Source organism: Spirosoma oryzicola, from assembly GCF_021233055.1.
Taxonomy (GTDB): Bacteria; Bacteroidota; Bacteroidia; order Cytophagales; family Spirosomataceae; genus Spirosoma; species Spirosoma oryzicola.
This window is the reverse complement of the sequence record NZ_CP089538.1, coordinates 2,767,397-2,779,061: the sequence shown is the minus strand read 5'-3', so window position 1 is coordinate 2,779,061 and position 11,665 is coordinate 2,767,397. Positions and strand designations below refer to the sequence as shown.

Genomic DNA, 11,665 nt, shown 5'->3' with positions numbered 1-11,665 from the left:
GGGAGATGCGCTAAGCCATCAAAACTCCAGCTGGCTCATCAACGAGTATATAGTCGTAAGCGCGCAGATGCTGATGAATCTTGGCAGCCAGTTCGGGCGAGGCTAGTAGCGTTTCCGGCTTTAACTCGACTGACGTTGATGCAGGAATCATGTCCAGCCAACGCGCCAGCCGGGTTACCGCCTGCTGTTTAGCCACTCGATGGGTTTCTTTCGTAAGCGCATCTCCAGCTTCAATATCATAAGGATGCACGATCGTCAGACGGATTACTGCTTCGTTCTGGTCCGTGAGCCAGCGACGCACAAAAAGAGCGGAATCAACCGAGCAGTCAGTCAGAAAAAAAACCGTTTTCATAAAGCCATCTTTGGATAGTGGTAAGACTTAACAAAACTAGTCACCCACCCGGAGGTAGCCTATGAGCAGAATCAGCCAATGCACTAACTATTATCAGTAGTGCCGGGTGGTGTCGGTTTTGAGAAACCGACACCACGGCGTCAGCAACTCGTGTCGGTTTTGAGAAACCGACACCACCTCAAGTGCCATCAATACACCTTACCAATTGGCCCGGCGAAGTTTGTCGGGTTGTAACACCCGGATACCCGCACCGACCAGTTCAATCAATCCGTCCTGTTTGAATTCGCTCAGCGTACGAATCAGTGACTCGGTGGCCGTACCGACGACCGATGCCAGATCGTCGCGCGACAGTTGAATCAATCCTTGTGGGTGCTCGGCGGCCTGTTGCTCGTGCAACCGCAGCAAGGTATCGGCTACACGCCGTCGTAACGAGCTATACGCCATACCAACCAGTTGATGCTCCCGATCACTGACTCGTCCAGCCAAGAGTTTAATGAATTGCTGGCTGACATCGTTATTGGCTAATAGCAGTTGCTTAAAATCTTCGTTGGGAATATAAATCAGCTCGGAATCTTCCAGGGTAATAGCCGAATCAGTATATTCTGTATTTTCCAGCAAGGCTAAATACCCAAAAAACTCCCCGGCGTTGTACAAACCCGTGATCAATTCCTTCCCATCGGCGTTGGTCCGTACCGTCTTCACCTTTCCCGACTTTAGCAAATACAATCTCGTCGGATCGTCGCCCTCGGTGTAGATGTATTGTTTTTTGCGAACCGGGTGCGTTTTACGGTCAGCCGATAAGCTTTCCAGATTACCGACCTGTCGGGCATCGTTCAGAAACTGATTCAGTCCGTCGTGTTGCAGGTCGTAGTTGGCAGTGAGCGGCTGGGTCTGTCCCCCACTGACTTTCTCGAAGCGATTGAGCCGCCCTTCGATCGCGCTTAACAGTTCACTTTCGTCAAACGGCTTGGTCAGGTAGTCATCCGCGCCTAGCTCCATCCCTTTCCGAAAATCGGTACGTTCGGTTTTGGCCGTCAGGAAAATAAACGGGATTCCCGCCAATTGCGGATTTTTGTTGAAAATATGTAGCACCCCATAGCCATCCAGCACGGGCATCATGATGTCGCAGATAACCAGATCAGGGCGTTGGCTTAGAGCCTTTTCGACGCCGATCTTTCCATTCTCCGCCGTTAAGACGGCATAACCCGCCAACTCCAGAATCTCCGCGGTATTCTCGCGAATGTCGTCGTTGTCTTCAATCAACAGTAAGGTTTTCATACGGTAGTGTTATCGTGACGGTCGTTCCCTGGTTCAGCTCACTTTGCAGATCGAGGGTTCCGCCCATTAAGTCAACATAGCGGGCTACAATGTGCAGTCCCAGGCCGGTACCCGGAATATTGACGACATTTTTGGCCCGAAAGAAGCGTTCGAACAGGTGTTTCTGATCGTCCGCCGAAATACCGATTCCCTGATCGGTTACCGTTATGGTCAACCGATTATCCGTGCAATCTGCCCGCACCGTGACGACCGAATCGGCTTTAGAATACTTGATTGCATTGGACAGTAAGTTGACCAGCACCTTACGCAGCAACGACGGATCGACCCAAACCGGAACAATGCACTGGATATGGGACTGAATCGTTTGCCCGGCTTTGCGCATACCCTGTAGGTCGGCAATGGTATCCCCAATCAGCCGGGTGATGTCGACCTGCACCGGGTTGGGTTCGATTCGGCCTTCCTCCAGGCGACCGACCGACAGAAATTCTTCCAGAATGTCGTTCAGGTGGTTGACCGACGAGCGGATGCGTTCAAGGTGTTTCAGGCGCTTGTCCTGCTGGTCGCTGCCGGGATATTTCTCGATGAGTGTAGCGGATGTAAGTACGGTGGTGAGCGGGGTACGAAACTCGTGCGACGCCATCGACACAAACCGTGATTTCAGCTCACCCAACTGCCGTTCGTCGGTCAGAGCTTTCGCAAGTTCGTCCTTCGATTGTTCAAGTTGTTCTAGTGTATTCATCAAGGCGTGGGTCCGGTCGGCTACTTTCTGCTCCAGATCGGCGTTGAGCCGCTCGATGCGATCACGGTGGGCTAGTAGTTGCTGTTCCGCTTCTTTCTTGAACGTGATATCAATGATGTAGGCAACGGCGTGCAGATCATCATCCAGCCGAAAATAACTCAGACTAACCTCGACCGGAAACACGGAGCCGTCCTTCCGCCGGGCGTGCAGATCCCGGTTGTGCCCCATGGCCCGCACCTGCGGATTCGCGTTGAACGACTGCCGTAGTCGTTCATGGTACTCACTTACTTGGGTTGGAACCAATACATCAATTGACTGACCAATCAGTTCATCGTTTGGATAACCGAACAGTTGTTTCGCCAGTCGATTCACCGAGACGATCTTGCCCTGCTGATTGGAAACAATGATTCCGATGGTGGCATTCGTAAATACGGCTTCGTAGCGCTGGACACTTTGTTCCAACTCATGCTCGGCCTGACGCAACCGCCCCTGATTAATCAAACGGACGAGTAAGGTTGATTTGTCTTCATTGACGGCGGTGATGACCACCCGACCCCAGAATCGGGTCCCGTCCTGTCGGTTTAGTTCGGTTTCGTGTTCGTACTGCCCTGCGTGAACAATTTCGTTGATGAGCGCCGTGCGTTGTTCGTTCGTTTGCGGGGGCGTAGGCAGCGAGCGGGACCAGATCGGATTGTCCAGAAACGCCTGTTCAGACGCAAACCCCAACATACGAGCACCCGCCCGATTGACCCGCGTAAACCGCTCTACATCCGTTTGATAGACGCCGATAAAATCATCGCTCTGCTCAAAAAGTAAGTCGGTTAGATTCATGGAGGGTGTAGTCAAACGGATTATGAGGGATAAGCGCGGAACGCATCTACGCGAGTCTATTCTCGAAAAATGAAAGCAATGAACCGCACCAACTTAACGTCTATTCGGGCAAATATGTCGAAAATCAGTCAACTTTTTGACCACCATCATACAGCGTGCTAGCGGGAAATCCCATTTTTACAGTCGATTCTACGATCTCGACATCAACTGGCGAACGCATACAGCTATCATGGCACTAAGCACCCATCAACCCATACTGATTCCGGCAAAAACGGCAGTCCTATTGGTTTTTATTCCGGCAGCTCCTACTCAGGAAAGCGTTGGCCAAAGCCTGGCGGTAACGAAGCTGGTTTCGCCCTTACAGCAAAAATTGGGCAGCTCGGTTCGCGTGTTAAAGATTGACGAAACCATGCACCCCGATGTCGTTCGCAGCTTTGATGTCCGACAGTTTCCCGCGTTTATACTGGTACAGCAGGGCATCGAACTATGGCGGCAGGAAGGTATTCCACCGACGGGAGAGGACGTTGTCAACGCCCCTAACCTGATGGCGCTGATCGATACCCACTGATACGCACAGTAGTAATGAATCGTGTGCATTTTCACAAAACCAGGGTTGCGGCAAACTGGCTATCACGAACCCGTTTGTCGCAACCCTGGCCTCGTTTACTTGAACAGATTCTCAATAATACCCAGATCGAGTTTTACTTTCTCAATGGATTGCTGGGCAAAATTGCGCAGTTCCGTTTCCTTCCCGAACTGTAGGTAACTGGTTGCCAGATTCGCTGCATCCTGCCGCTGATCCTTTAATACAATAGCCAGGTTTTTACCGGGTTGATCAGTCAGTTTATAGCTCGACGCCGACTGCTTTATTTTTTCCTGGATGGCGGCCACCACACGCCGTTGCTGCTTCGCGAAAGCGGCATTCGCCCTGCCCGGTTTCAGCTCTTTTTGAATCGTGTTCAGCGACGCCAGATCCGTCTCGGCGGTGGAAAGCATGGTTTTAGCCGCCTGCGTCAAGGCCGAGTCCGACTGTACTTCCAGAACGGCTTTCAACAAATCGTGCGTCCCCTGCGTATGAATTTTTGCCAGAGTGATATAATCCGCGTCGGGATCACCAGTGATTTTTACCGTCTTTAACTTTTGGGCCATCTCCTGCATCGGTGGCAGCAGGCTTGTTTTCAACGGTTGACCGGAGGCTGCGCTGGTGGCGGTATTCGTTTTGGGCGAGTCAATCGTTTGCGCAAAAACTGCCGAACAGCCCATTAGCAAGGTTAAAATCAACAGCTTACTTATTCGTGTATGCATAGAACCAGACTTTTCTGAAATGATTGGAGTACGATCAAAAATACACGGGCGCTCCAGGCTAGCGGTTGATGGTGATTAGCCCACGAACTGATCTTCGTCAGTGCCCATTTGCTCCGTTGTTCGCGGGCTACATCACCCCCTTACTCCGTCAGTAGACCGTGGCAAATGGGAATGGAATCGACCGAGTGAGCCAGCGCCGGGTACTGAGCGACACCCCGCCCGATCAGCAGCAACGCGACCACCACTGTAGCGACCGAAAGAAGCCGGTTCAGCCGCTGACGACCTACCACCGTTAGCCAACCCATAACCAGATTGACTCCCAACAGCGCAGGCAACGTACCGAAACCAAACAAGAGCATGTACGATGCCCCCGCCAGGGGCGTGTTGGTAGCGAGTGTACCGGCCAGCGCCAGGTAGGTAAAACCGCAGGGCAACAGGCCGTTCAACAGGCCGAGCCCGGCGAAACCCGCTCTACCCGGCTGGCGCAGGTGCTGACGAAAGCGCTGGGCAATCTGCCGATCCAGCCAGGACCAGCGCAAGCGGGCGGGTACGCCTTTTCGCCAGACGAAGTTTATCAACAGCAATACACCACAGCCAATGGCCAGTGGTCGCTGCCAGCCGAGCAGGTGCAGGCCCAGACTCATGGTCCCGGCAAAAGTGCCTAGTACGCCGTACGTGGCAATCCGCCCGGCATGGTACAGACCGATGGCCTGCCACCGGTGCGGGTACGGTAGTCGGCCAACGGGCAACGCAGCCACCAGCGGACCACACATACCTACGCAGTGGAGACTGCTGATCAGACCGGTCAGGAAAGCGGTAGCAAGCCAGGGCGACATCGTTTACAGAAATAATTGTTCTTCTTTGTAATACTCCCGCTGCCCATCCGACCAGGTGAACTGAACGCGCCAGATGCCTTTGTCGAGGTCTTTGGTCGAAATAATCTGCCGAATGGCGTGTCTCGCGGGAATGGCGACCCGAAAATCCTGCTGCCGGTCGCTGGGGCGGTAAAAATTAATTTCTCCTTTTCGAAGGTCGCTGGGTAGCACCACGACTACCCGCTCCAGGTCGGCCTGATAGGTCATCGTTACAGAATCGTTGGTCCGGGCGTTGGTCACCCGGTCGATGTGTTGCTGATAGTCAATTTCGTTCTGGTAATAATTATCGCTCACCAGATCGACCCGTTCGCGCGTCATCCGGTACACCATGGTGCCGATAAATCCGGCAAACAGCACAAAGACAAGAATGATTGTTTTTCCCCAGTTCATAGGATTGACAGTTTGGTGGGCCAAGAGCAACGGCGAGTTTAATCTTTCTGCTCCGCGCCCCAGGCTACTCTACCGGCCCCAAAAATGTGGTTTCCACCTCATCGAGCACGGTACCTTCGGAGACCACTTCGACGGTAAGCTTTGTACTGCTTTGGTGAATGGCCTTTTCGGGCAACAAAATAAAAAACATACCTTTGGTCAGTTCATCGGCGGGTGCTTCGGTCAGTGGCTGCACCATCCGCAGCGTAGCGCCGGGAAAATTTACGCGAAACGAGACGGGCTTGGTCCGATGCGTTTTATTGACCAGTTCCACCAGATACAGATTCGATACCATCGCGCCCATCGGTCCACGTTCGGCTTCGCGCTGGTAAAGCTGACCCGGTGCCCGCAGAATCGTGGTATCGAGATCACTACGGTCCACCAGCAGAAACACCCAAACGCTCATCAGCAAAACCAGCACCACGCTATACCCGATCATGCGCGGGGTCATCCGCCAGGGCCGACGGGTTTGAATCCCTTCCAGCGAATCGTACCGGATCAGACCGCGTGGCCGCTCGATCTTGTCCATGATACTGTCGCAGGCGTCGATACAAAGGGTACAGTTTACGCATTCCATCTGAACGCCATTGCGGATGTCGATACCCGTCGGGCAGACCTGCACGCACAGCTTGCAGTCAATGCAATCGCCAACGACAGGAGCCGTTTCAACCGTTCCCGCGTCGGTTACGCCCGATTCGAGAAAGGCTTTATCCAGCCGGGCAGCCACCGTTGTACGCTCCGCAACCGGCCTACCAGTCAGGCGGTTTGTCTGCGTTTGGCGATCCGTACGAATGTTGTGCTTTTTGATTTTACCGCGCGGCTCGCCCCGTACATCATCGTACGTAACCATCACCGATTGCTTATCCAGCAAGACGCTTTGCAGCCGACCGTAGGGACAGATGGTGGTACAGACGATTTCACGGACATGGGCAAACACCCCGTAAAACACACCCGTAAAAATCAGAATCGATGCCAGGCCGCCTAGGTGATTTGCCGGGTTGTCGGTCATGATCGCCAGCAACGCATCCGTACCGATGGTATAGGCCAGAAACGTATTGCTGATAGCGAATGAGATCAAAAAGAACAGGCTGTGTTTGAGTGTTTTCTTTCCAATCTTTTCCGTCGTCCAGGGCGCGGCATCGAGTCGTTTGCGGCTATTATGATCGCCTTCGATCCAGATCTCGATCCGGCGAAAAACCATCTCCAGAAAAATAGTTTGCGGACACGCCCACCCGCAGAAAACACGCCCGTAAATAACCGTAAACAAGGCGATAAAGACGATGAACGCCAGCAATCCGATGGCAACCAGGTAAAAATCCTGAGGCCAGAAGGTTACGCCAAAAAAGATAAACTTCCGTTCGAGCACGTTGAACAGAAACAAGGGCTGACCATCGTACCGTAGAAACGGCCCGGCAAACAAGGCGGTCAACAAAACCCAGGCGACGACGGTCCGCCAGCGGTAATAACGACCTTTTACCACGCGCGGGTAAAGCCACTGGCGGTTGTCGGCCGGTTTGGTTGTCAATTGACGAATAGGTCCGTCGTCCGGTGCCTGAACGTTGAGTTGGGAGTTCATTGGTTTTGTTGTCAATAGGTGGTCATTCATTGCCCTTGCCGTCAGTGACAATGGATGACCAATCGATTAGTTCATGGCTACTTTAGGCGTCGGCGCAGCTGCGGGTGCCACCTTTTCGCCCTGCGGCTCTTTCGCGCCCGCCGGTTTAGTACCCTGCAACGAGAGTACATAACTGGTCACCTGCTGAATCTGGAGCGGGTTCAGCTGACGTTTCCACGAGATCATTCCTTTATCGGGAACCCCCTCCGTTATGGTATGGAACACGTCTTTGACGGTGCCGCCGTGCAGCCAGTACTCATCCGTTAAGTTTGGACCGACTTTACCTTCGGCATTCTGACCGTGGCAGGCCGTACAGTACTGCGTAAACAAGGCCTGACCCGCTTCAATCCCTTTCTTGTCGGTCAGCATGGTCACCGTATTTTCGTTGATCTTACCCGCCACGAGTTTGATGTAAGCTGCGCGTTCTTTTTCGGCGATGGCTACTTCCTGCGTGTATTCCTGCTCCATGATACTGCCCGTACGGAAGGTGTGAAAGACCAGCCAGTAGATGACCGCGAAGGCAATTGTTCCATAAAACAGGCCCATAAACCAGGGGGGCGTTGGGTTATCCAGCTCGGCGATACCATCGTACGCGTGTTCCATTTCCAGCTCTTTCTCCTGACTCAATGGACGCAGACCCGATACCCGTTGCCACCAGGTCCGGGTATCAACCGGTTTAGTAGCTTCCGTTGGTTCCAGCACTTTTTTGAGGATAACGAGCAGGTACACGGCTACGGCTCCCACCAGCACCGCGCCGACCAGCACGACAATTGCCAAGACGAGCAACGCCAGATCCTGACCGGTTGAGATAGCCCACATGGATGTAGCGGGCTCCTGAATCATCAGGACACGACCGACTAATACGATTTGATTCATGAGTAGTACGTAGTGTTAGTGGGTGGACGACTCATCAAGCGGCAGGTTGCCCATTTGCCGAAGATGGCGTTTGTCGGCCAGCAGTAAGTACAGACCGACCAGGAGAAAAAAGACGAAAAACGTCAGGAACGAGCCGACCATGTAGATGTCTGCTCCGGGAAGTGTTGAGATGAATTGCTTGAACATGATAGCAGGGGATTGCGGGGGGTGCTGGGAATGGCGGGGATTGCGGGGTAGTTATTGTCCCTGCTATCCCCGCAACCCCTGCCCACCGCTATTTATCGGTCATTTCCATTTTCTTGATATCCGTTCCTAACCGCTGTAGGTACGCGATAAGGGCCACAATCTCCCGGTCGGATTTAACCTTGATTCCTTCCTTCGCTAAACGGGCGCTCACCTGATCGGCCTGGATTTTAAGGTCGTCGTTGGCGTACGAAATCGCCTGATCGTCGTACGGAACACCTACTTTACGCAGGGCATTCAGTTTAGCCGACGTGTTGGAGATGTCGAGTTGCTGTGTAATCAGCCAGGGGTACGGAGGCATTACAGAGCCCGGCGACATCGACGTGGGTTCGTTCATGTGGTGGTAGTGCCATGAGTCCGGGTACTTCCCGCCTTCGCGGTGCAAATCCGGTCCGGTTCGCTTGCTTCCCCACAGGAACGGGTGATCGTACACGAACTCGCCCGCTTTGGAGTACTCACCGTAGCGTTCGGTTTCGGAGCGGAACGGACGGACCATCTGACTGTGGCAGTTTACGCAGCCTTCGCGGATGTACAGATCGCGGCCCTGAACCTCAAGCGCGGTGTAAGGCTGTACCGACGGAATGGTGGGTATGTTCGACTTCACCATGAACGTTGGAACCAGCTCAACCATCGAACCGATCAGAATCGTTAGCAACGACGCGACCAGCAGCTGGAAAGGCCGACGCTCGATCCAACGGTGCCGGAACGTATCCGAACCCGTTGGTTTGTAGACCTTGGACAGTGCATGCGCTTCGGCCTCTTCGTTGACAACCAGATTACCGACGGCCATCGTTTTGAACAGGTTATACGCCATCAGAATCGCCCCGATCAGGTAAAGGCCACCACCAATGGCCCGCATCTTGTGCATCGGCAGAATTTGCAGCGTTGTCTCGAGGAACGTCGGGTATTTCAGAACGCTTTCATTCGTAAACTCTTTCCACATCAGCCCCTGTGTGAAGCCCGCGATGTACATCGGTACGGCGTAGAACAGGATGCCCAGCGTGCCAATCCAGAAGTGCGCATTCAGCAATTTCTGCGAATACAAGGGCGTACGGTACATACGCGGAATAAGCCAGTACAGCACCGCAAACGTCAGGAAACCGTTCAGGCCCAGCGCCCCCACGTGCACGTGTGCGACGATCCAGTCGGTAAAGTGGGCAATGCCGTTGATGTTTTTGAGCGACAGCATCGGCCCTTCGAACGTTGCCATCCCGTAAGCGGTCAGGGCGACCACCATGAATTTCAGGACGGTATCTTCACGCACTTTGTTCCAGGCACCCCGCAGGGTCAGCAGACCATTGATCATACCACCCCACGATGGCGCAATAAGCATGATCGAGAACACGGTCCCCAGTGACTGCGCCCAGTCGGGTACGGAATTGTACAGCAAGTGGTGCGGACCGGCCCAGATGTAGATGAAAATCAAGGCCCAGAAGTGTAAGATCGACAGTCGGTACGAATAAACGGGGCGATTCGCCATTTTGGGCAGGTAGTAGTACATCATCCCCAGGTAAGGCGTCGTCAGAAAGAACGCGACCGCGTTGTGCCCGTACCACCACTGCACCAGCGCATCCTGCACTCCGGCGTAGAGGTAATAGCTTTTGAACAGGCTAACCGGCATCTCAAACGAGTTGACGATGTGCAGGACCGCGATGGTGACGAACGTCGCAATGTAAAACCAGATTGCCACGTACAGGTGCCGTTCGCGCCGTTTGATAATGGTGCCGAACATGTTGATACCGAACACCACCCAAATCAGCGTGATGGCAATGTCGATGGGCCATTCGAGTTCCGCGTATTCGTGCGAGGTAGTAAAGCCCAGCGGCAGCGTAACCACGGCCGACAGGATAATCAGCTGCCAGCCCCAGAAGTGAATTTTGCTCAGTGCATCCGAAAACATGCGCGCCTTGCACAGCCGCTGCAACGAATAGTAAACGGCCATAAAGATGGCGTTACCGACAAAGGCAAAAATGACCGCGTTGGTGTGCAGCGGACGAATCCGGCCAAACGTTGTGTACTGGTTGTTGAGGTTGACGGCGGGCGCAAACAACTGACTGGCAATCAGCACCCCGACGAGCATACCGATGATGCCCCATATAACGGTTGCTACGGCAAAATTGCGGACAATCAGGTTGTCGTAGGCGAATCGCTCGACGGGCGTTTCATGACCAGGCGGCTGATGACCGATATCGGCCTGGCCAGGCGTCAATCGGCCCGACTTGTCACGCTCGGGCGACGTAAGCGTAGTGGATTGATTAAACGAAACATTCATAGCTGAACGAGTACAGGGGTTACTAAGCGTTAGATTGAGGTTGACTGGTCTCGGGCGCATCGTCTTCGAGCAACATTCGGATCGACGGGGTGTAGAGGTCATCCTGCTGACCGGTACGCATCGACCACAGAAAAGCGCCTAAAAAACCCAGGGCCAGCAGCAGACTAATGCCAATCATAAAAAAGATAATGCTCATGGGCGTATCGATTTGCTGGCTCAAAAGTGTGGGTAATTGGGCGGGCGATCTATGAGATTCGTCAGGCGAACGGCTGATAAAATTCAAGCAGAAATCGGGGTGATTAAACTCAGCCGGTCTGCTGACAGCCGTCAGGAATAAGGCTCGAAGAACCGTCTACTTTTACCCCACAAAGTTTCTCACCTCTCTCGTTTACGCCATGACCGATACACCCATCAACGCGCCGTTGGGCGAAGAATCCGCGCTGGTTCAGACCTGCCGCACCCAACACCAGACCTGGGCTGCTACCATTGCTCAGCACGAACAGGAAATTGACCAGCTCCTGGCTCTCCTGAACGATTTACTGGAACACCACAATTACCAAAGTCTGCGCCACCGCGCTGTCAATTATTACGGCGATCTGAACCACCTGAAAAGCGGCTTTCAACGGTTGCGACTGGATACAATCTGTCAGACGATGGATTGTTCGCATACCCAGCGGCAGAGCTGCCGGGAGCCCCGGTTCAGTCTGTATGCGACCATCGAATCCCGTTTCCACGCGCTAACCGACGACCTGAACCGAATCCAGGCCGGATGCTACCAGTTTTTATCGGTCATGGTCACCTTGAATCTGCTTTAATCCACACTTGGTTTTACCCCACCGGCTTACGTTTT

At 53.5% G+C, this 11,665-nt stretch carries 13 protein-coding genes; 2 read left to right on the top strand and 11 right to left on the bottom strand.

The window, feature by feature from the left end:
• Positions 1 to 10 precede the first annotated feature (10 nt).
• From LQ777_RS11740 to LQ777_RS11730, 3 genes are all read right to left on the bottom strand, one after another.
• On the bottom strand, positions 11 to 352 hold the full coding sequence (locus LQ777_RS11740; RefSeq protein ID WP_232562712.1) for a P-loop NTPase family protein: 342 nt from the start codon (positions 350 to 352) through the stop codon (positions 11 to 13).
• A 198-nt stretch (positions 353 to 550) separates the two neighbouring features.
• Positions 551 to 1,630, bottom strand: a complete 1,080-nt coding sequence (locus LQ777_RS11735) for a response regulator (protein ID WP_232562711.1) — start codon at positions 1,628 to 1,630, stop codon at positions 551 to 553.
• On the bottom strand, positions 1,608 to 3,200 hold the full coding sequence (locus LQ777_RS11730; protein WP_232562710.1) for a sensor histidine kinase: 1,593 nt from the start codon (positions 3,198 to 3,200) through the stop codon (positions 1,608 to 1,610). The genes LQ777_RS11735 and LQ777_RS11730 overlap by 23 nt, the downstream gene beginning before the upstream one ends.
• Before the next feature lie 229 nt (positions 3,201 to 3,429).
• Here LQ777_RS11730 and LQ777_RS11725 point away from each other — a divergent pair, with 229 nt between their 5' ends.
• Positions 3,430 to 3,768, top strand: a complete 339-nt coding sequence (locus LQ777_RS11725) for a thioredoxin family protein (protein ID WP_232562709.1) — start codon at positions 3,430 to 3,432, stop codon at positions 3,766 to 3,768.
• 95 nt (positions 3,769 to 3,863) lie between these two features.
• Here LQ777_RS11725 and LQ777_RS11720 read toward each other — a convergent pair whose 3' ends face one another.
• From LQ777_RS11720 to ccoS, 8 genes are all read right to left on the bottom strand, one after another.
• On the bottom strand, positions 3,864 to 4,505 hold the full coding sequence (locus tag LQ777_RS11720; protein WP_232562708.1) for a DUF305 domain-containing protein: 642 nt from the start codon (positions 4,503 to 4,505) through the stop codon (positions 3,864 to 3,866).
• Between the two features lie 140 nt (positions 4,506 to 4,645).
• Complete coding sequence (locus tag LQ777_RS11715; RefSeq protein ID WP_232562707.1) at positions 4,646 to 5,341, bottom strand: sulfite exporter TauE/SafE family protein; 696 nt, start codon at positions 5,339 to 5,341, stop codon at positions 4,646 to 4,648.
• 3 nt (positions 5,342 to 5,344) lie between these two features.
• Positions 5,345 to 5,770, bottom strand: coding sequence for a FixH family protein (locus tag LQ777_RS11710; protein ID WP_232562706.1), 426 nt, complete (start codon positions 5,768 to 5,770; stop codon positions 5,345 to 5,347).
• A 64-nt stretch (positions 5,771 to 5,834) separates the two neighbouring features.
• The gene (locus LQ777_RS11705) at positions 5,835 to 7,385 is read right to left on the bottom strand and encodes a 4Fe-4S dicluster domain-containing protein (RefSeq protein ID WP_232562705.1); all 1,551 of its coding nucleotides are present in this window, start codon (positions 7,383 to 7,385) and stop codon (positions 5,835 to 5,837) included.
• 66 nt (positions 7,386 to 7,451) lie between these two features.
• Positions 7,452 to 8,300 (bottom strand): cbb3-type cytochrome c oxidase N-terminal domain-containing protein, encoded by an 849-nt coding sequence (locus LQ777_RS11700; RefSeq protein ID WP_232562704.1) that lies wholly within the window; start codon positions 8,298 to 8,300, stop codon positions 7,452 to 7,454.
• 15 nt (positions 8,301 to 8,315) lie between these two features.
• On the bottom strand, positions 8,316 to 8,486 hold the full coding sequence (locus LQ777_RS11695) for a hypothetical protein (RefSeq protein ID WP_232562703.1): 171 nt from the start codon (positions 8,484 to 8,486) through the stop codon (positions 8,316 to 8,318).
• A gap of 88 nt (positions 8,487 to 8,574) precedes the next feature.
• Positions 8,575 to 10,815, bottom strand: coding sequence for a cytochrome-c oxidase, cbb3-type subunit I (ccoN, locus tag LQ777_RS11690; protein WP_232562702.1), 2,241 nt, complete (start codon positions 10,813 to 10,815; stop codon positions 8,575 to 8,577).
• Positions 10,816 to 10,837: 22 nt separating this feature from the next.
• The gene (gene ccoS, locus LQ777_RS11685; RefSeq protein WP_425276935.1) at positions 10,838 to 11,035 is read right to left on the bottom strand and encodes a cbb3-type cytochrome oxidase assembly protein CcoS; all 198 of its coding nucleotides are present in this window, start codon (positions 11,033 to 11,035) and stop codon (positions 10,838 to 10,840) included.
• 175 nt (positions 11,036 to 11,210) lie between these two features.
• Between ccoS and LQ777_RS11680 the strand changes: the two genes are divergently transcribed.
• Positions 11,211 to 11,630 (top strand): hypothetical protein, encoded by a 420-nt coding sequence (locus tag LQ777_RS11680; RefSeq protein ID WP_232562701.1) that lies wholly within the window; start codon positions 11,211 to 11,213, stop codon positions 11,628 to 11,630.
• The last annotated feature ends 35 nt before the right edge of the window (positions 11,631 to 11,665 follow it).